The 20,593-nt window shown below is 60.1% G+C and carries 17 protein-coding genes and 1 tRNA gene; 4 read left to right on the forward strand and 14 right to left on the reverse strand.

Translation table 11 applies throughout. From position 1 onward, the window contains the following. Nucleotides 1-194: 194 nt before the first annotated feature. Entirely contained in the window at nt 195-809 is a 615-nt protein-coding gene (locus JO015_00005; protein MBV9997474.1) for a Uma2 family endonuclease, read from the forward strand. A 6-nt stretch (nt 810-815) separates the two neighbouring features. Here the strand turns inward: JO015_00005 and JO015_00010 are convergent, their stop codons facing one another. The 4 genes from JO015_00010 to JO015_00025 all read right to left on the reverse strand — a co-directional run bounded on the left by JO015_00010 (nt 816) and on the right by JO015_00025 (nt 5,834). Beyond that, nucleotides 816-1,796 (reverse strand): ABC transporter permease, encoded by a 981-nt coding sequence (locus JO015_00010; GenBank protein ID MBV9997475.1) that lies wholly within the window; start codon nt 1,794-1,796, stop codon nt 816-818. A 45-nt stretch (nt 1,797-1,841) separates the two neighbouring features. Next, a complete protein-coding gene (locus JO015_00015) occupies nt 1,842-3,395 on the reverse strand; it encodes a sugar ABC transporter ATP-binding protein (protein MBV9997476.1) in 1,554 nt (517 codons plus the stop codon). A gap of 77 nt (nt 3,396-3,472) precedes the next feature. Continuing rightward, the gene (locus JO015_00020) at nt 3,473-4,465 is read right to left on the reverse strand and encodes an ABC transporter substrate-binding protein (GenBank protein ID MBV9997477.1); all 993 of its coding nucleotides are present in this window, start codon (nt 4,463-4,465) and stop codon (nt 3,473-3,475) included. 328 nt (nt 4,466-4,793) lie between these two features. Then, nucleotides 4,794-5,834: an alpha/beta hydrolase gene (locus tag JO015_00025; protein ID MBV9997478.1), complete on the reverse strand. Its 1,041-nt coding sequence runs from the start codon at nt 5,832-5,834 to the stop codon at nt 4,794-4,796. A 326-nt stretch (nt 5,835-6,160) separates the two neighbouring features. On the opposite strand from JO015_00025, the gene JO015_00030 reads away from it, so the two are divergent. Next, on the forward strand, nt 6,161-6,370 hold the full coding sequence (locus JO015_00030; protein ID MBV9997479.1) for a hypothetical protein: 210 nt from the start codon (nt 6,161-6,163) through the stop codon (nt 6,368-6,370). A 244-nt stretch (nt 6,371-6,614) separates the two neighbouring features. On the opposite strand, the gene JO015_00035 is transcribed toward JO015_00030, so the two are convergent. From JO015_00035 to JO015_00060, 6 genes are all read right to left on the reverse strand, one after another. Further along, nucleotides 6,615-7,601, reverse strand: a complete 987-nt coding sequence (locus JO015_00035) for an ATP-binding cassette domain-containing protein (protein MBV9997480.1) — start codon at nt 7,599-7,601, stop codon at nt 6,615-6,617. Next, entirely contained in the window at nt 7,598-8,599 is a 1,002-nt protein-coding gene (locus JO015_00040) for an ABC transporter ATP-binding protein (GenBank protein ID MBV9997481.1), read from the reverse strand. Before JO015_00040 ends, JO015_00035 begins: the two co-directional genes overlap by 4 nt. 9 nt (nt 8,600-8,608) lie before the next feature. After that, nucleotides 8,609-9,706, reverse strand: coding sequence for an ABC transporter permease subunit (locus tag JO015_00045; GenBank protein MBV9997482.1), 1,098 nt, complete (start codon nt 9,704-9,706; stop codon nt 8,609-8,611). Next, entirely contained in the window at nt 9,703-10,641 is a 939-nt protein-coding gene (locus JO015_00050; protein MBV9997483.1) for an ABC transporter permease subunit, read from the reverse strand. The genes JO015_00045 and JO015_00050 overlap by 4 nt, the downstream gene beginning before the upstream one ends. A gap of 473 nt (nt 10,642-11,114) precedes the next feature. Further along, nucleotides 11,115-12,785 (reverse strand): peptide ABC transporter substrate-binding protein, encoded by a 1,671-nt coding sequence (locus JO015_00055; protein MBV9997484.1) that lies wholly within the window; start codon nt 12,783-12,785, stop codon nt 11,115-11,117. A gap of 23 nt (nt 12,786-12,808) precedes the next feature. Then, entirely contained in the window at nt 12,809-14,929 is a 2,121-nt protein-coding gene (locus tag JO015_00060; GenBank protein MBV9997485.1) for a Zn-dependent oligopeptidase, read from the reverse strand. Between the two features lie 44 nt (nt 14,930-14,973). Here JO015_00060 and JO015_00065 point away from each other — a divergent pair, with 44 nt between their 5' ends. After that, nucleotides 14,974-15,120, forward strand: coding sequence for a hypothetical protein (locus JO015_00065; GenBank protein ID MBV9997486.1), 147 nt, complete (start codon nt 14,974-14,976; stop codon nt 15,118-15,120). Nucleotides 15,121-15,290: 170 nt separating this feature from the next. Then, on the forward strand, nt 15,291-15,509 hold the full coding sequence (infA, locus tag JO015_00070) for a translation initiation factor IF-1 (protein MBV9997487.1): 219 nt from the start codon (nt 15,291-15,293) through the stop codon (nt 15,507-15,509). Nucleotides 15,510-15,664: 155 nt separating this feature from the next. On the opposite strand, the gene JO015_00075 is transcribed toward infA, so the two are convergent. The 4 genes from JO015_00075 to JO015_00090 all read right to left on the reverse strand — a co-directional run bounded on the left by JO015_00075 (nt 15,665) and on the right by JO015_00090 (nt 20,514). After that, nucleotides 15,665-16,447: a UvrB/UvrC motif-containing protein gene (locus tag JO015_00075; protein MBV9997488.1), complete on the reverse strand. Its 783-nt coding sequence runs from the start codon at nt 16,445-16,447 to the stop codon at nt 15,665-15,667. A 114-nt stretch (nt 16,448-16,561) separates the two neighbouring features. Next, nucleotides 16,562-16,635: transfer RNA gene (locus JO015_00080), tRNA-Gln, on the reverse strand. Between the two features lie 131 nt (nt 16,636-16,766). Further along, complete coding sequence (locus tag JO015_00085; GenBank protein ID MBV9997489.1) at nt 16,767-18,302, reverse strand: 2,3-bisphosphoglycerate-independent phosphoglycerate mutase; 1,536 nt, start codon at nt 18,300-18,302, stop codon at nt 16,767-16,769. A 469-nt stretch (nt 18,303-18,771) separates the two neighbouring features. Then, entirely contained in the window at nt 18,772-20,514 is a 1,743-nt protein-coding gene (locus tag JO015_00090; GenBank protein MBV9997490.1) for an NADPH-dependent assimilatory sulfite reductase hemoprotein subunit, read from the reverse strand. Nucleotides 20,515-20,593: the final 79 nt, after the last annotated feature.

Here is a 20,593-nt window from a genome sequence, read left to right on the forward strand (position 1 = left end):
ATGCCGCTCCGAACTCCGAACTCCGAACTCCGAACTCCGAACTCCGAACTCCGAACTCCGAACTCCGAACTCCGAACTCTTTCCGCTTTCCGCCGTGGCGCCGTGTGCTTCTGAGGGTGTCGGGTGTCGGGTAGATGCGGAGCTGCCGGCCAACCTCTCCCCCGCGGTGGCCGCCAAATCGCCGTGCCCGCCGTGTGACCCTGTGGTACGCTGTCCTGGACACCATGACCAGCACCCTGCAAGTTCATCCCCCGCCCTCGGGCGGCGAACACCGGTTTACCGTCGAGGATTTTTACAACATGGTGCCGGCCGGTCTCCTGGAGGAGGATAGCCGGGTCGAGTTACTCGAAGGTCACGTTATCCCGATGGCGCCGATCGGTCCCGAGCATCATTGGATCCTGCGTGACCTGCTCGAAGCCTTCGTCATCCAGGAACATGGACGTTTTCAGACAGAACCGGGGCGTTCGTTACCAATCCCCTATCATAACGTGCCCGAGCCGGACCTGATGCTTTGCCGCCCGGGTGCCGTGAACCGGCGGAAGCACGTGAGGCCTGAGGGCGTTTTGCTGGTCATCGAAATCGCGGACTCGACCCTTGAACGCGACCTGGGGGTTAAGGCCAACATTTACCGGGAAGCCAAAATCCCTGAATATTGGGTCGTTGACGTGCAACACCGATGTTTGCACATCTTCGGCCTCGTCGAGGATCTCTACGAGAAGGCGCTCGTGAGTGCAGGTAAGGTCTCCCCAAAGGCTTTGCCCGGGGTGGAAATTGACGTGGACCTATTGTTTGGAGGCGACGAGGCCTGACAGCCGTCACCGTCTTTTACGCCGCAATCCGTCGAAATAGACGATCACGATGATAAGGGCACCGGTGATGATCCGCTGCCAGAACGAATTCACGTTTAACAGGTTGGCGCCGTTATTGATCGTCGTGAGAATGAAGGAACCGAGCAGCGGCCCGTGGACTGAGCCGATGGCACCGAAAAGGCTGGTGCCGCCGATCACGGATGAAGCGATCGCCTGCAATTCCCATCCTTCCGCCTGGGTGGCGTTGCCGATGCCGATGCGCGCGGCGAGCAGAATGCCGACAAAGGCGGCGCAGAGGGCCGACAGCGTGTAGGCGATGTAGAGCATCCTTTTCGTGTTGATGCCCGACAAGCGGGCGGCCTCCATGTTAGAGCCGATCGCGAAAAGGTAGCGGCCGAATCGGCTATGATGCAGGAATATATAGGAGGGAATCGCGACCACTAACACCATCCAGAACAGGTTCGGCACGCCGAGAAAATCGCCCCGTGAAAAGCCCGTGAATTGATCATTGGTGATGGAAATGGTGGCGCCGTTGGTCATGAGCAGGCCGATGCCGCGCAGCGCCGTCAGGGTTGCCAGGGTCATGATGAATGGCGGCAAGCCGAGACGGCTGATTCCGAAGGCATGGAAAATGCCGATAATCAGCCCGATTCCAAGTGTGATGACGATGGCGGCCGAAATCGGAAAACCATGGGTCAACAGCACGGCGATGATGACGCTGGTGAAGCCGACGACTGCACCGACCGACAAATCGATTCCGGCGGTGATGATCACGAAAGTCTCTCCTACCGCCAGGATTGCGGTCATCGCGCCCTGACGCAGCAGGTTGGAGATGTTGCCGTACGTCCAGAAACTCCTCGTGCTGAAGGCCAGGGCCAGCCACATGAGCGCGAGGAGCGCGAGCAGGGTCAGGCTGAGAAGCGTGCCGATGCGCGCCCTCTTTTTGGTTGCGGCTAACGGTACAGCCTCAGACGCTTCAACGCTCATTTTGCTCATCCTCCATAACGCTGTTTCTCATTGTTGTTACCGGCGTCAAACGCCGATCGCTTCCGTTAAGATGGTTTCGTGCAACACCTTCTCGCTCGTATGGCCACTGTCATGGCTCGCCACCAGCCGTCCCCGGCGAAACACGTGGAGCGTGTCAGATAGATCGTAAACCTCCGGCAGATAGGAGGAGATCAGGATGATCCCCGCACCGTCCTTCAGCAGTTTGGCAAACAGTTTGTAGATCTCAGCCTTCGTGCCGACGTCGACGCCGACCGTCGGCTCGTCGAAAATGAAGAGCTGGGCGCCATGGTTGAGCCATTTGCCGATGACGATCTTTTGCTGATTGCCGCCGGAGAGGCTCGACGCGAGGGCGTCGCGCGAGGCGGTTTTTATCTGCACGTCGCGGATCTGGCGGTCGGCGGCGGACGCCTCGGCCAATGGGTTGATCACGATGCCCCTCGTCAGCCGCTTGTAGATGGGCAGGTTGAGGTTGAGCCCGACCCCAAGGTTGAGGCACAAACCCTGATCGCGCCGGCTTTCCGGCACCAGGGCAATGCCCAGCGAGATCGCATCCTTTTCCCGGCGGATGTCGACCGGCTGGCCTTTCCAGAAAATCTGTCCGCCGGTCTTCGGGAACCGGCCGAACAGACTCTGCACAAACTCGCTGCGCCCGGCGCCGATTAAACCGTAAAGGCCGATAACCTCGCCTGCCCGAACCCGAACCGAAACGCCTTCGAAGCCCTGGCCGGTGAGGCTTTCGGTGCGCAGGATCTCGGCCCCGAAAGGAATCGTCTCCTTGTAATGGATCTGCTCGATCGAACGGGCGATCATGCCGGCGATAAGCTTCTCCTCGTTCGTCTCGGCGACGCGCTGGGTTGATACAAGGCTGCCGTCACGCAGGATCGAGACGCGGTCGGCGAGCTGGAACACTTCCTCCAACCGGTGGGAGATGTAGACGATGGTGACGCCCTGGGCTTTGAGACGGCGGATCAGCGTGAAGAGCTGGGCGGCTTCCTGCCGGGTGAGATAGGCCGTTGGCTCATCGAAGATGAGAAAACGCGTGCCGCGCGTCGTGGCGCGCGCGGTCGCGACCAGTTGCTGCTGGCCGATCGTAAGGGTAGACAGCAAGGCGCCGGCCGGCAGCTGAAAACCGATCTCGTCCAGAATCTTCTGAGCGTCGCGCACCATCGCGCCATGCTGCAGCAGCCCCAAGCGCACTTTCTCATCGCCGAGGAACAGATTCGCCGCCACCGAGAGATGCGGGCAGAGCACGACCTCCTGGTGCACCGCGTTGATGCCGAGTTCGATCGCCTCGTGCGGGGTGGCAAGCGCAACCGGCTTGCCTTCCCAGAACACTTCGCCGCCCGAACGCGGATGGACGCCCGTAAGCAGCTTGATCAGCGTCGATTTACCGGCGCCGTTCTCGCCGACGATTGCGTGGACCTCCCCCGCTTCAAAGGTGAGATCAACGTGCTTCAGCGCGTGGGTGGCGCCGAAACGTTTATCGAGCCCTTTGAGGACCAGGATCGGCACGGCGGACGCCGTGCCTGCCTTTAAGTCGCTGTTAGCCCGGGCCACACCCGATTGCGTCTGATTCATCGACGGCTGGTTACTTACTGGTTGTTTATGGATCAGGGGCCGCCGGGCGGTCTGAAGGCACCCTCCGGCTTACTTACTTACTTGATCTTCGGGTTAAGCAGCTCCTGGGATCGGGGACTGTCCATGTTCGCTTTGGTGATCAGGTTCACCCCCGTGTCTACCTGCGCAGCCACCTGCTCGCCCTTGGCTGCGGCCAGCGCGGTCTTGACGCCGTCATACCCCATGCGGAATGGATCCTGGACCACCAGGGCCGCGATCGTGCCGTCTTTAACGAATTTCACGAGCTTGTCGTCCGAGTCAAAGCCGACGAGTTTGATTTTGTCGGCCACCTTATTCTCGGCGATCGCCTGGCCTGCGCCTTGCGCCATGATCAGGTTGGAGGCAAAAACGCCGCGCAGGTCAGGGTTGGCCGTTATCAGGTCGGTCATGATGTTCAAGCCGGTCGTCGCCTGACCGTCGGCAACTTTATCCGCAGTGAGTTTCAGTCCCGGGTATTTGGCTCCGAGCTCTTCCTTGAACCCTTTGGCGCGCTGGTCGAGGGAACCGACCCCGGGCAGCGAGGTGATCAGCGCAACGGCACCTTCGGCTTTGCCGTATTTCGCCGTGATCGCCTCAGCCAGACCGTCGGCCGCGACCCGGCCTGCCTGCACGTTATCGGTGGTCAGAAAGGAGGTGAAAGCCTTCGAATCAGCCGCAGAGTCGATCCCGATGACTTTGACCTTTTTGGCGGCCTCGTCGATCGGCTTACCAAGGGCGGCGAATTGGGTTGGTGCGATGACGACGGCAGCCGGGTGCCCGGAGACGGCGTTCTCGAGGATGGAGATCTGGCCATTGATGTCGGATTCGGACTGGGCGCCGAGCTCCGGCACGCTAACGTTGAGATCCTTACCGGCCTTGCGGCCGCCGGCAAGGACGATCTGCCAGTAGGCCGACGTGGTATCCTTAACGATGAGCGGGATGGTAAGTTTCTGGGCCGAGGCCGGCACCGCCTGGAGCATTCCGGCGATGACGAGCGCTCCAAACAGAGCGGTAAAGATGCGCGGGCGGGGGAACAAGCTGACAACTTTCATGGGCTAATCTTGTTATAAGGCGCCGCAAACCTGGGTGGTGACCCCGGCAAGGAGCGGCGCGTTCCGTACCAGGGAGGTCAATGGGTAAGAACAATTTGACGTGGATTGTTATACGCGGTGAGCCGTTGAATCAAGCAGAATGGTTCGCTCGACGGATAACCTCGTCGGAGCGGAAAGCGCCGAGCCCCCGCCACGGGCAACCGTGTGAGAACGTGCATTGAAGTTGTGCGCGAGCGGGCGTGCTTCACCTTGTCGCGGCGCCTTTCCCGCATTTTCTGAGGTGAGCCGGATGAAAACGTCGACCCAAAGGCGGGTTTAACCGGCCGGATCAATGGTCTCTCGGTCCGGGTACGGGAGAACTGCCAAGCCCCGTGAAAGTATCTTTTCGCCCTGCCCACAAGTAATGCCGGAAAAAGCCGAAGATTAACGGTTCGACCGCCCGGTCCTCAAACAGGCCGATCCCTCCCCCGCCCGCATCAAAATCGTTTGCGCCGGCGTTGTAGGTGAGCCCGAAATACGGGTTGTGCCCACCCCCGACCACGGAATGAAAATAGAAGGGGGCGCCCGCTTTTTCCATGGCTTCCACCAACACTTCGGCTTGCAGGTAGGGCACCAGTTTGTCGGCAGTCCCGTGCACGACCAGCATGGGAGGCTGGCTTGCGTGCACGTAGTTGACCGGACTGGCCGAGCGCGCGAGTTCGGGACGTTCTGAAGGCGGTCCGCCGAAGAGGGCTTTCAAGTTGGTGACCAGCGCCGGCATGGGCAGCGTAAAATCAGAGACCCCGAAAAGGTCGACGACGCAGGTCACCTCGCTGGAGACGTTCAGATTTTCGCCCACGTCGAACGCCTTGTCCCCGTTCGTGACGCCCAGCATGGCCACCAAGTGGCCGCCGGCCGATTCACCGATCACCCCGATCCGGTTCGGGTCGTACCCGTATTGCTCGGCGTGGGCGCGCAACCAACGGAGGGCCGCTTTGCAGTCTTGGATTTGGACGGGCCAAACCGCGGCCGGGCCGGCCAGGCGGTAATTGATCGACGCCATGGCGTAGCCGTCCCAAAGCAGCTGCAGGTTGTCGGGGTTCCAGCTGTCGCCCATCTTGTCGCCGTGCTCCCACCCGCCGCCGTGGACGTAGACGATCAACGGTTCGTTTTTGTGTTCGGTCGGAACGTACAAATCCAACTGCTGCTGCGGACCGCCGCCGCTGACGTATGGCACGTTCCAGACCACCGCGACGCTGTTGCCGCCGGTGGGGTACGGTTGCTGGGTAACCGTGCGAACTTGTGCGCGTCCAATTCCGGCAGCGCCGAGGACCGCCGAAGTGAGAAGCACGAAAAAGAGTTTCGATGGCCAGGTTGGGTTGATGAGCATTGTGGGGGAGGAACAGGACGGCACCGGCTATGACGTTGTCACTTTTGCATAGAAATTCCACATCTACTTTTTGCATGGCGTTGCCAGCCGAGGCTTCCGGACCCCCTCAAGGCCCTGAACCGCGCAAGACGCCAGCGCCGCCGCAGCAACCGGGCTCACGCATCGTGCGCCCGGTGGGAAATCCGGGGCATGACCGCAACGGCCTTGGATTCGGGAACCCGAAGCAGCCGCTCATCTCTTCCGTCGCGTTCAAAGAGCGACTAAGCTATTTGTAGGTCGTGGTGATGATCGAACTTCCGCTACATTAAATCGACGAAACTCAACGCATGCCAACGCTTGTACCCACTGCACCCGGCAGAGACATTGAGCTCTGGAACGCGGACGAGTTCCTCGATTGGCTCGAACCGGGCGTTCACGCCGAACTCCTCAATGGCAAGCTCCTCATGCATTCTCCGGTCAGGGGCGACAGAACCCGCGAGCGGCACCCTCTGCCGCCCCTTCAGCAAATCCAACCCGGCGGGGCGGGCGTTTGTTAGGGAGGGCGTACAGGCGTGACGCCTTAGGAGGGCTCGATCGTGATTTGACGGTTAACCAGGGTAAACCCTGGGCTATGGTCTAACGCCCCTTCGGGGCTGAAAGCGACCCCGAAATCCGTCCGCTTTCGGCCGTTACCCCTGTTGGGCACAAAAGCGAGGTAAACGCCAGGCGGAGCGTCCGGCAGCACCTCCTGCGCCGGAATTATACCCAATTAATTGTCCACATAGTATGACATCGTCCAGGCTAAATTTCGCCGATGCGGATGCAGGCGGCGCGGCGCCGGGGTGCTTTTTCTTCCAGGGCCGGGCGCACTTGCTTACAGGCTTCCGTAACGTAAGGACAACGCGGGTGAAACACGCATCCGGAGGGCGGGTTCAACGGTGAGGGCGGGTCGCCTTGCAGGATGATGCGTTGGCGCGCGCGCTCGCGGACCGGGTCGGGAATCGGCACCGCGCTGACCAGGGCACGGGTGTACGGATGCAGGGGCGCCTCGACCACGGCGGCGGCCGGCCCGATCTCCATCAAACGGCCCAGGTACATCACCGCGATCCGGTTAGAGATATATTTGACGACCGAGATGTCGTGCGAAATGAAGATCATCGTCAACTGCCGTTCCCGGCACAGACGCAGGAGCAGGTTGATGATCTGGGACTGGATCGAAACGTCCAGCGCCGATACCGGTTCGTCCGCGATGATCAGCTTCGGTTCAGGCGCTAGCGCTCGGGCGATGGCGATGCGCTGGCGCTGGCCGCCGGAGAATTCGTGCGGATAACGCCGCATCTGGTTCGGCGGCAAACCGACGGTGGTAAGCAGCTCGGCGATCTTTTGCAGTAACGCCGGTTTCCGCAGCTTGCCCCGCGTCTGAATGGCTTCAGCCAACGCGTCGTAAACCGTCATCCGCGGGTTGAGCGAGGCGTACGGATCCTGAAAAATCATCTGGAAGTTGGGACGCTCGGTCCGTACCTGACGCGGGTTGAGTCCTGAAAGGTTACGCCCTTGCAGGCGAACCGTGCCGCCGGTGTTCCGGATCAACTGCATGACGGTGCGGGCCAGGGTGGATTTGCCGCAACCGGACTCGCCGACCAGCCCGAGGATTTCGCCTTTCTCAAGCTCCAGGTCGATTCCGTCAACCGCCTTTACCATCCCGGCAGCCCGGCGGAAGATGGTTCCGCGAAAGACCGGGAAATACGCTTTCAGCTGGTTGAGTTCGAGAAACCCGCTCATGCTCATGCGCCGGCGGCAACTTTGAGGTTGCTGAGCTCACCCGCCTGGTACCGCAGGCAGGCGGTCTGGTGGCGTTCCGCCATCGTCTGCAACGTAACCGGCTGCTCGCGGCACTTCGGCTCGGTGTAAGTACACCGGGGCGAGAACGGGCAGCCCGGCAACGGCCTGGAGAGATCGGGCGGCAGGCCGGGAATGGTAAAGAGCGGCCTGCCCTTTTGATGAAGGGCTGGGATCGACTGCTGCAACGCCGCGTTATAAGGATGCATCGGGCGCGCGAAGATCTCCTCGGTCGAGGCCGACTCGACGATTCGGCCCGCGTACATTACGTAAACGTCCTGACAAAAGGCGGCGACGACGCCGAGATCGTGCGTGATGAAGATCACGGCGGTGCCGAGGTCCCGCTGGCGTTGTTTCATCAACTCCAGAATCTGCGCCTGTACGGTCACATCCAGCGCCGTCGTCGGTTCATCCGCGATCAACAGTTCCGGGCGGCTGATGAGAGCCATCGCGATCATGACCCGCTGGCGCATCCCGCCGGAGAATTCGTGCGGGTAAAAATGGATGCGCCGCCCGGCATCCGGAATACCGACTTCCTCGAGACCGGCCACAGCCTGGTCAAGCGCGTTGCGGCGGCTGATTTTTTCGTGCACCCGCAAGGGCTCGATCAACTGCTCCGACACCCGCAGGTACGGGTTTAATGACGTCATGGGATCCTGGAAAATCATCGAGATGCGTTTCCCGCGGATACGCCGGAGTTGCTCCCGGCTGCACCCGAGGAGATCCACCCCGTCGAACATTGCCCGCCCCCCTACAATTCGCCCGGGCGGTTGCGGGATCAATCCGAGGATCGAGTAGCACGTGACGGATTTGCCCGAGCCGGACTCGCCGACGATCCCGAGGGTTTTGCCCGGCTCCAGCGAGAAGGAAACATCGTCGACGGCCCGCACGATCCCGGCCCGCGTGTAAAAATACGTCTTGAGGTTTTCAACGCTCAGAAGCGGCATGGAACTAGGTCAGTCTTTGGACGATTGGGGGTCGAGCGCATCCCGCAAACCATCCCCGAGGAAGTTGAGCGAGAAGAGCGTTGAAGAGAAAAACAGGGCCGGGAAGAGCAGCAGCCAAAACGAAGTTTCCATCGTCCTCGCGCCGTCGTCGAGAAGGGCGCCCCAGGAACTCATCGGAGGCGGGACGCCCAGCCCGAGAAAGCTGAGGACCGCCTCCAGGAGCATCACGTCGGGCACCGTGAGGGTGGTGTAGATGATCACCGGACCGAGGACATTCGGGATGAGGTGTCTCAAGATGATCCGCCGTTCGCTCAAGCCGAGCGAGACGGCTGCTTCGACGAATTCCTGATGCCTGAGTGAAATGATCTGGCCGCGGACGATTCGCGCCATGGTCAGCCATTCCACGGCTCCGATAGCCACGAACAACAGGATAAAATTGCGGCCGAAAGTCACCATCAGAAGGATGACGATGACCGTGAAAGGAAGCGCATAAAGGACGTCGACTACCCGCATCAGGACCAGGTCGACTTTGCCGCCGGCAAAACCCGCCACCGCACCCCAGAGCACGCCGATGACCACCGAGACGAGGGTGGCCGCGAAACCGACGGCCAGGGAGATCCGGCCGCCGACCAACACGCGGGTAAGCAGATCGCGCCCGAGCGCATCGGTGCCGAAAAGGTGCCGGCGGCTGGTCAGGTGATAGGTGTACTGGTCGTCACGGTAGACATCCCCGCGGAAGATCCCGGCGGCGATGGCCTGGCGTTCCGCTTCCGGCTTGTCCAGGAATTCGTCGTCCAGCGACGAGAAGGCGAGGTAATCGCGACGCGGCTCCCCGGCGTTCCGCGCCTCGACTCGTTGGACGATCCGTTCCAGCGGGGCGCTGGCCTTCAGGCTTAGTTCGGTGCGCTCGTAGGTGTAGCCGGTCAAAAACGGGCCAAGACCGCACGCGACCGTCATGGCCGTGAAAAAGATCAGGCCGGATAGAGCCAGCTTGTTCCGCTTGAGGCGATACCAGGCGTCTCTCCAGAGGGAGGTGCCGGCGACGGCTGCTTCTGCGCCGGCGCCTCTATCCCTTGCGTCCGGAAAACTGATTGCCGTTTGGCTCATGAGGATGATCCGCGGCTTTTCGGGTCAAGCAGCGCCTGGACGACGTCCGACACCAGGTTAAAGAGCACGATCAGCGTGCCGAAAAAGATGACGGTCCCCAGGATCAGGGGATAGTCGCGGTTGAAAACCGACTTGATGAACTCCTGCCCTAACCCGGGCACATTGAAGATTTTCTCAACAACGAACGAGCCGGTGATCAGGCCGGCAAAAGCCGGTCCCAGGAACGAAACCACCGGCAGCAAACCGCCCCGCATGGCGTGCTTGAGAATGATCTGGTGATCCGGCACCCCCTTGGCCCGTGCGGTGCGGATGAAATCCTGGTTCAGCACGTCGAGCAGACCTCCCCGGGTGAGACGGGCGATGTTGGCGGCATAAAACAGGCCCAGAGTAACTGCGGGCATCACCGCCGGGTGCAGCGGCACGTAATCAAGACCGTACCACCCGCTCACCGGGGCGACCTTCAGCTGCAGGCAGAAGATCAGCGCGAGGATCGGCCCCATCACGAACGTGGGCAAACAAATGCCGGCCATGGCCAGCGACATCGGAAAATAGTCCCAGACCTGGTTCTTGTTAACCGCGGCGATAGTTCCCGCCGTGATCCCAATGAGTAAAGCAATCAGGAATGCGAGGGTTCCAATTTGAAGGGAGATCGGGAAGGCGCGCACAATGATCCCGGTGACGGTATCATTCTGGTAGGTGTAGGATGGCCCGAAATCAAAACGGATCACCTTGCCCAGGTAAGCCACGTACTGTTCCCAAACCGGTTTATCCAGGCCATAATACTCGTTTAGCTTTGCAATCACTTCCGGTGTGGCCTGCCGTTCTGCGCTGAACGGGCCTCCGGGTACGATCTTGGTGAGGAAAAAGGTGAGCGTCAGCAGGACCCAGAGAACCGGGACTAACTGCAGGAGGCGGTAAAGGACAATCTTCAACATACGCCGGCTTGCAACTCGCTTGAGCCGTTCTTTCCCCCAGAAGGGCAGCCGGAGAGTAGCCCGGCACTGAAACGCGTCTTACAGCCCGCAGGGCCAGGAGAACCTGGCACAGGGTTTACCCTGGGAAACCGGAAAATGACGATGAGCCCTGGAGGGGCGGAAGGCGTCGCTCGTGGGTTCTGCCGCCCCTTCAGGGCTCGATCGGGGGGGAGGACCCTACCCAGGGTAAACCCTGGGCTAAGTTCTCCTGGCCCTTCGGGCCGTAAGACGTGGGTAAAGCCTGGGCTAAGTGCTACCGCCCCGTCGGGCCTGCAAACGGCTCCGTCGACCGGTGCCGGTTTGAGACGAGGTCGCGGGTTCAGATCGGTTGATTCACAACAGACGTTAAAATCCCTGGCTACCATCAGTGGCCCCATCGGGGCATAGGCTGGCTCAACTATCTCGAGCATCGGTGTAGAGTTGATTTTGCGGACCTAACGCCGGGCCTGCCGGTTGGAACCCTTTTCTTCCGGCACGGCCCCGGTCTCGAGATCGATGAATTTGTAGTTGTGGTTATCGAGCGCCAGCGGGTACCAATTCTTTACCGAAGGCCGGATCAGGTAATCGTGCGTGTACCAGTAAACGACGAGCACGGGCGCCTCATCGAGGAAGAGTTCTTCAGCCTTGCGCAGGATCTGCAGACGGGTTTGCGGGTCACCGGCATGATTAGACCGGTCAATCAGCTCGTCATACCGCGGATTGCCCCAGTTTGTGTCGTTGTTCCCGTTACCGGTAGTCCACATGCTCAGGAAGGTCACGGGATCCATAAAGTCGCCGACCCAGGCCGAGCGCGAAATGTCATAGTTCTTATTGTTCTGCGTGTCGAGATATACCTTCCATTCCTGGTTTTCGAGTCCTACGTCGACATTCAATTCCTCTTTCCACATCTGCTGTACGGCTTCGGCGATCGTACGATGCGCATCCGACGTGTTAAACAGAATCGTGAACTTCGGGAAGCCCTTTCCGTCCGGGTAACCGGCTTCAGCCAGCAGCTTGCGGGCCCGGTCGGGATCGAAGTGGAATTTGTTCAACGGCTGGTAGCCGGCCATGCCGGGCGGCGTGTACCCGGTCGCCGGTTTCTGGTCGGCCCGCAGGATGTTTTTGCAAATGGCTTCGCGGTCGATGGCGTAGCTGAGGGCCAACCTAACCCGCGGATCCTTCAGCACCGGACGGTCGACGTTGAGACGGTAAAAGTAGACACCTTCATACGGGTCGATCCGGAGGAGATCCGGCTGCTTGCGCCGGTAGGACGCGACTTTATCTGAGGGTATGGTGTCGGTCATGTGCAGTTGTCCGGCCATGAAGGCGCGGTTCTGCGTCATCTCGTTTTCGATCGCGAAGAACTTGATTCCATTGAGCTTAACGTTTTTCTGGTCCCAGTAATACGGGTTGCGCTCGACTTCGATTACATCGTTAGGGCGCCACGTCTTGATGCGGAACGGGCCGGTGCCGACGTAATTCTCCGGCCGGGTCCACTTGGAATCGCGCGTGTCGATGTTGCCGAATTTGAGGATGGTGGCCGGGTGGACTGGGAACCACGCTGAGTGCTGCAGCATTGACAGCAGGTAGGGCGTCGGCCCGACGCAATCGAGCTGCAGGTGGTGATCGTCGAGGGCTTTAACGCCGACCTGACCGAAATCCGTGATTTTACCGCGGTAATAATCCTCGGCCCCTTTGAGAATAAACAGCATGTCTGCGTACGCCGCGCCGAACGATGCGGTCAGCATCCGCCGGTAGGCAAAGACGAAGTCCTGGGCCGTAACCGGATCGCCGTTTGACCATCTGCGGTCCTCCCCGATACGAAAGGTCCAACTCGAATAATCCTCGTTATGCATCCAGTCCGCGGCCACGCCCGGCACGCACCGGGCCTGGTCTTTCTCATCACCGCCGACCAGGCCTTCGATCAGGGCGATGATGATGTGATGCTCGAGCACTCCCTGCGACTCCTGCGGATCGAGCGTGCGCGGCTCCGAGCCGGAGACCAGGAGCAGAACTTTTGCCCGGTTAGCTTCTTGCAAGGTCCGGCTGGCGGCGGGTGAAGCCGGGCCCGAAAACAAGCGGATACCGCATATAACCGCGGCGGCCAAAATCAGGCTGGCGAGCATCCGGTGCATAGATCCTCCCGGCGTTACTGCAGTCCTACCTTTTTCAGGAACGGTTCAACCGATGGTTGGCGTCCGAGAAATTTTTCAATGGAAATCGTGATGTCACGCGAATTTCCGCGGGCATAAATCTCGTTCCGCAGGCGGGATCCTACTTTTTCGTCCAGGTAACCGCCGGGCGCGGCTTCGAAAACCGAAGCCATGTCGGCCGCGATAACGTCAGCCCAGGCGTAACCGTAATAGCCGGCGTCGTACCCGACCAGGTGCCCATAGGAAGCGATCACGGCCGTGCCGGGGTCAGGCGGCAGGAAGACCTGGCCCAGGATCCCGTTGCAGAAATCATTGAGGTGCGCCAGTTCCTCCGGGGCCGGGCTGGAATGTAACCTCAGGTCAAGGATCCCGAACGCAAGCTGGCGCCGGTAGAACGTGGCTTTGGTGGCCAGATCCGCCCGTTTCAGCTCCGAGAGCGTCTCGGCGGGAATCTTCCTGGCCGGATCACGATAATCGGCTGCAAACCCGTCCAGCACGCTTTTGTCCCAGGCGAAGTATTCAAGCATCTGCGAGGGTGCCTCGACGAAGTCGGTAGGAACGTTAGTGCCCGAGAACCGGATGTCTTTAGCCTCCGTCAAGATGGAATGCATCGCGTGGCCGAATTCGTGAAAGATGGTCACGACATCGTCATGGCTCATCAGCGCCAATCCATTCTGATCGGGCGGGGGAAAATTGCAGAGCAAGGTTGTCGTGGGCCGTACGTAGACGCCATCGGGAAGCAGTTTACCCCAGACGAGGGGGAAATTCGCAAAGTGGTTGAATTTGCCCGGGCGCGGGAACAAATCCATGTACAGCAGGCCGAGCGGCTCCCGGCTTTTCCGGTCAATCACGGCAAAGAGCCTGAGATCGTTGACGTATTTGGAGGGCGCCTTCACTTCCCGGATCTCAATGCCAAAGATGCGTTCGTAGACCCCGAACATGCCCGTCAGAACCCTTTCGAGCGGGAAAAATCCGCGCAACGACTCCGCGTCGACATGGAACTGTTGTTGGCGCAGTTTCTCGGCGCAAAATCTCCAATCCCATATGTTCACGTCAGGCGTATCCTGGCCGGGCGTGGCCGCCTTGATGCGTTTGAACTGGTCCAATTCCGCCCGGAATTTCGGCTCGAGCCGCTCCTTCAGGTTCTCAAGAAAGTGCAGGGCGGTGGCGCCGTTTTTGGCCATCCGGTCCTCGATCCGGTAATCCGCCCAGGAGTCGTACCCGAGTGCCCGGGCGATGTCACTGCGGTGTTGCAATACATTGACCAGGAGCGGCACGTTTTGCGCCCGGGCCCGATTATCACGGGCAAGATAAAGTTTTCTGCGGGTTGCCTCCGGGGTGGTGTTATCTTCCACCGCCTCGTATTCGAATGTGACGTTGGCGTCGACGATGTACCGGTCATTCCGGCGCTTGAGGCGCCTCAGCATCTCCTCCGGCAGCCCGGCCAGTTCCTCCCCGGCAAGCGGGACGGGGGTTGAAGCGCCATTGATGTTGAGGGCGAAAGTGTTCTCCAGAAGCCCGAGCTCTTTCCTCCATTTCTCGACTTCGGCCCGTTTCGCTTCGGGCAGGTCTAATCCCGCTCGCTTGTAGTCGCGCAGGGTGTCCTTGAACAGACGCTCATCCTCACCCGCAAGCTGCGGGTTAGTTGCCGCAAACGCCTTTACGGCCTGGTAAACGTCCTTTCGGTAATCCAGACCGACGGACCATTCCTGAAGCTTCTGCGTCGCGTCGAACGCGGCTTCCCGCATCGCCGGATCCGGGTGAGCCTCCTGGAGGACATTAATCCGGCCGACAATTTGCTCGAGCCGGGAGTCAATGTCGTCAAGCGCCTCGATCGCATTTGCAAAAGTCACCTGCCCGGCAGTCAACTTACCGATTGCATCGTACTCGCGGTTAGCGCGGGCGATCGCATCATCCACGGTTTTCTGGATTTCCTCCGGCGTGCTTTCAAAGACCGGGGCAATCAGGATGGAATGACACTTTTCTGCCAGCGCCTCGAGGGCGTTCAAGTCGTCCGGCGGCCGCACCGAGGATTGCGGGGCGTCGGACGCAGACAAAGGCCGACTGGTCCCAAACAGGCCGGCCGTCACCGCAAAAACGACGAGAACTTTGATCATACGGAGAACCGGCGCCGGGCCGTTACATAAAAGCTGGAATATGAATGAACCGCTTCGATTTGCAACCGGGGCAGTTTGTCATCGCGGTACCCCGGATGCTTGCGCCCACGATCCAGGGGCATACGCGAGGTGGCGGTGCAGGCCTGGGCGGCAACGGCAATCCGGTTTTGCGGGTTCACAACCATCGCTGAATCGTACAAAGGTTTGACAACCTCTTATTACGATACACGTTAGACGAAACCATTAACCCGGGGTTTGCCTAACGCGCGCTGCGAAGTGGTGAGAGCGCGTGCCGTTCTCTGAATCATCTGCATGGTTCAACCGAGCGGCCATTAGGCGAACGCGAGATCTTACTTTGCCCATGTCTGTTGAGCGTCCGATTGCCACCGAAGGAAAAATCATCGCCGTACTGCCCGGAACCATGTTTCGGGTAGAACTCCCCAACCAACACCTCGTACTCGCCCATATTTCCGGCAGGATGAGGAAACGATTCATTCGTCTGACCACGGGCGACCGGGTTAAGCTGGAGATGTCCGCTTATGATCTCAGCAAAGCGCGCATCGTTTATCGATTGGGGTAGCCGATTCGGCCGGTCCGTTTACCTTTCAGGGTTGCAGACGCGCCTTTGTCCCGGAAGGATAACCGCCGTTTGCCGTGGACCTCAGCGGCCGACGGCAATCAACTGAACGCGGTTCCCCGTTGCAGAGGCCCGTGAGGCCGGTTCCGGACCAGCCTTTATGCGCCGTGATCGACGGATTCGTCCGGCATTTTCCGCGAAAGTTTACGAATTGCATCGCGCAGCTCTGCCGCACGCTCATACGCTTCAGCCGCGATCGCCCTTTCGAGGTCTCGTTCCATGATCTCCAGCGGGCTGAGCGGCAGGTTTTCCCGCAACTCCGCCAGCCATTCGTTAAGGAATCCGAGCTCGGTGCTGGTGTTAATCCATTGCGCCTGACCAATGGCCTGGTAAAACTGCTCAATCTGCTGCTTGCCTTGTTCGATGACTTCGATCGCACGGGAGGAGCGTTCCTTCTGGAGTTCAAGCGAGGCGCTGGCCCGTGTCTTCATCATCATGACGTAGGGCCGGTACTGCTCAAAGGCTCCCCATTTAAAATCCTCATCATCGCAATGTCCGGAGACAAAATCGAAAAGCCTGAGGTTACGCTCGGTATCCCGGATCACGCTGGGGTACTCACGCAGTTGGAACAGGCTCAGGTAACGATGGTAATATTGGTGACCCTCCTGCTGAAGCAGGAGCAGGTCCCCCTGGTCGAGTTCGTAGGTGCCGCCACGCCCATCCACCTCACGGGCACGGGCCTGGTGGTAATCCAAGAGCGATTCAAAACCAAAGGGTCGCTGGCCATCGGGCCGACCCGTCACCTCCATTTGCATCAAGCCGAGGTCAATGCGCAGCTGGATCTTTTCACGACCGTCATTGCCGATGATCTTGCGGGCCTTAACCGCGCCGGGTTCATGCGGCCAATCCTCCAGCAGGTTGTTCAAGTCTAGGTTACTCACCACTGCAAATATCGGGTCAGCGAAGCCGTTGTCAAAATGCCCAGGCGACCGGGCACGCGACGCCGTCGCGAAATCAATTGGCGGCCGGAAGTGCGCCCGGAGAAACGGCCGGAATGGCTACCGCGCTAGGATTCGAACCTAGAATAACGCCTCCAAAGGGCGCTGTGTTACCGTTACACCACGCGGTAGTGACTCGTCCGGCGGCGCCACACGGCCCGTCGCACCCCGATCGGTTCGGGTTAGGCTTTTCCGTCCGACCGGCCAATATTTAAAGCAAATCCGGAGGGGTGCAAGCAGGAAACCCGCCCAACCGGTCCGGCTACGCCTTTTCCCGAAGCAGAGAGTGACCGGTCATTTCTTCCGGTTTCGGCAATCCCAGCATTTGGAGCAGCGTAGGCGCAACGTCCGCCAGGATGCCATCCTCAATCTGAAACCGGCCCGCGTCGGCGGCCACGTACAAGAGGTGAACGAGGTTGGTCGTGTGGGCGGTGTTGGGCGAACCGTCCGGGTTACGCATCAGTTCACAGTTGCCATGGTCGGCCGTAACCAGGGCGCGGCCGTCTAACCGCAGAACTTCCTCGATAACCTGACGAACGCCGTCGTCCACCGCCTCGACGGCCTTCACGCCCGCGGCGACTACCCCCGTGTGCCCGACCATATCCGGGTTTGCGAAATTGAGGATCACCAGGTCGTAATCTTTCAACCGCTTGAGCAGCTCCTCGGTAACCTTTGGTTCGCTCATCTCCGGCTGCAGATCGTAGGTCGCCACTTTGGGCGAGGGCACGATCACCCGGTCCTCGCCCGGAAACGGCTGTTCGACTCCTCCGTTAAAAAAGTAAGTAACGTGCGGATACTTTTCCGTTTCCGCGATTCGCAACTGGCGTTTGCCTGCGTTGCTGACCACCTCGCCCAGGATGTCTTTGAGGCTTTGCGGCCGGAATGCAACCGGGCACTTAAACGTTTTGTCGTAGGTGCTCAGCGTTACGTATTCAACGCGGGGCCAGATTTCGCGTTCAAAACCGTTAAAATCCTCGAACAAAAATGCATTGGAGAGCTGCCGCATCCGGTCCGCTCGGAAGTTGAAGCAGAACACGACATCCGCATCACGGATTCTCTGCTCATTGGCATGAGAAAAAATGATCGGTTTGAGGAACTCGTCCGTTTCATTTTCAGCGTACCTCTTCCGGACGGCCTCGGAAGGATCTTCAGAAGAGACCTGGCCCCGGCCCAACATGATGGCGTCCCAGGCAAGTTTGGTTCGATCCCAGCGTTTGTCGCGGTCCATGGCGAAGTAACGCCCGACCACGGTAATGATTTTTGCGCCGATATCCTTCAGTTCACGTTCCACCGTGGCGAGGTAACCGGCGCCGCCGGTCGGTGACGTGTCGCGGCCGTCGGTGATGGCGTGGATGCAGATATCCGTTACACCGGTGGCGGCGGCATGCCTGGCAAGCGCGATCAGGTGATCCTGGTGGCTGTGGACGCCCCCGTCGGAAACGAGACCGATAAGATGAAGGCGGCGACCGCGCGCCTTGGCAAACGCCTGGTTGATCACCTCGTTGCGGGCCAGTTCGCCGTCCGCGATCGCTTTGTTGATCCGGGTAAGGTCCTGATAAACGATCCGCCCGCCACCCAGGTTGAGGTGCCCGACCTCCGAATTGCCCATCTGGCCTTGCGGCAAACCGACGTCCATGCCCGAGGCGCTTAAGCGGCTTCCGGGATAGGTTCCGTACAAGTGATCATGGAATGGCGTCCGGGCAAGCAAAGTCGCATTCCCGTCCGCTTCGGCTCGCTCTTTCCCATGGGGATTGATGCCCCACCCATCCCTGATGATCAGAATAACTGGTTGCGCCATACGGCGCAGATTAGGCGAAAATACCTGGCCGGCAACCAGGGCTTTTTCGGCGGCAGTCAAATGCCGCAAGCCGAAAAATGCCACAATGCCACAAATAAAAGAGGCGCCGGTCGGGACGCTGCTTCCTCAGACCGCACGGATGAGGAACCAAGGAGTATTTCACCGGTCCGGTGCAAGCAGCATGCCACAGGCGGGGAGCCGGTCATCCAGAGCAAGCTTCCGTTTCCGCCATTCTTGCACCGAGCCAATGCCACGCACCGGACAACCCGAAGCATGGCACCGGCAACGGACCTGCTGTCATTTATCGGATTCTTCCATTTGCGGCATCCGTGGCATTCTTCAGGGTTTGCCGGCTTTGAGTGCCGCCTTTTTCCGACGGATATAATTCGCCCGGCGACGGCGCTTTTCAATTTTATTGTATTGTTTGCCCATGCCTACACCTGTACACGTCACTGCAGCGAAAAGCCAATCACGCTTCCGCCGGTTCTAACTTCGCGCCGGCGCGCCGGGCTAACTCCACGTGAAACTGAGAGGGATGAGGTGCGGGACCGTTCTCGTGGGTGCGCCCCCAGTAAGCCGTGAAAGTTTCATCCGGCCGGCGTTGCTGCACGTATCCGGACAGCAGCTCGCGAACCTGCGCCGGGATATCTTCCTGATTCACCGTCTTCGCGTGCAGCCCGGCCAACCGGTCACCGGTGATCGATCCGCCGACGTAGAGCGCGTATTTGCCCGGGGCGCGCCCGACGAAGGCGATGTCGGCGTTATAGGGCCGGGCGCACCCGTTGGGGCAGCCGGTCATACGGATCAGGATCTGCTCATCGGACAGGGCGAGTTCCGACATCACCGCCTCGATCTGATCCAGAACCGCGGGGAACGCCCTCTCGCTCTCGGCAAGTGCCAGGCCGCACGTGGGCAACCCGACGCACGCCTGAGCCGTCTGGCGCATCGGCGTCAGCGTCGCAGGTTCCGGCACAGAATGGGCAGCGAGGATCCGGTCGATTTCCGCGCGCTGTTCGGGTAAGACGTCTGCCAGGATCAAGTTGCAATTAGTCGTCAGCCGGACGGGCAGACGAAACCTTTCAACGATGGTGCGAAACGCGCTCCTATAATTTACGCCGTGCGCGTCGGCTACCCGCCCTTCCTGAACCCACACACCCCGGAACCAGCGGCCATCCCCCTGCGGGTGCCAGCCGAGCATGTCGCCGACGGTGTCCCAGCGGACGCTCCTTGCCGGGGCGCTCTGCCCGGCAAAGCGTTTGCAGACTTCATCCCGGAACCAATCGATGCCTCGTTCGTCGATGAGGTATTTCAAGCGGGCCCGTTTCCGGTCGGTGCGATTGCCGTAATCGCGTTGCACCAGCACCACCGCCAGGGCCACGTCAAGCGCTTGGTCGCGGGGAACGTAGAAAAGCGGTTTGGCGAGCGCAGGGTAGGTGTCGACCTTGCCGTGCGACATGCCGAAGCCGCCCCCGACGACTACCGTATAGCCGAGAACGCGGCCATCCGCCACGTGCGAAATAAAACCGAGGTCGTTTGAATAGACGTCAACGTCGTTTCTCGGGGGGATGGCGATCCCGATCTTGAATTTCCGCGGCAGGTAATGCTTCTCATAGACCGGGTCAGCCTCCGCCTCTTGGGCCGAAGCGGCTCCCGGGTCCAGCTTCTCACCGTCAAGCCAGATTTCGCTGTACGCCCGCGAACGGGCGAGAAATTTGCGGCTGAGCTCGTGCGCGAGGCGCTGCGCGTCCTCGTGAGCTTCATCCTTCAGCGGTGCAGCGGGCGCGATGGTATTCCGGACGACGTCGCCGCAGCCGCCCCAGGTGGTGATGCCGCTCGCGTTGATTTGCTGAAGGCAACCCTTCAGATTGCCCTTCAAGACTCCATGGAGCTGAATGTCCTGACGCGTGGTGATGCGCAGGGTGCCGTTCCCGAGCTCGGCGGCAACGCGGTCGTGCTGGAGGTATTGCTCGGCCGTAAGGGCGCCGCCGGGGATTTTCGAGCGGATCATGAAAATCCACGCCTTGTCGAGGTGTTGCTGCTTACGAGCGATGCGCTGATCACGGTCGTCCTGCTGATAACTTCCGTGAAACTTCAGCAACTGAGCCGCCTCTTCCGACACGTGGATGCTCGCGCCGTCCTGGATCTCCTCACGGAGTGAACCCCGGAGCCCGTTACTTTCGGCCTTGATTTCTTCGACGTTTTTGGCTGCCATTCTGAGCTGAGAAAGATAAACTCGATAGACATATCGACTTTTCCCGCGGCCGCAACTAATAGTTCGGGGTTCGGGGTTC

The organism is Verrucomicrobiota bacterium (assembly GCA_019247695.1).
Classification (GTDB): domain Bacteria; phylum Verrucomicrobiota; class Verrucomicrobiia; order Chthoniobacterales; family JAFAMB01; genus JAFBAP01.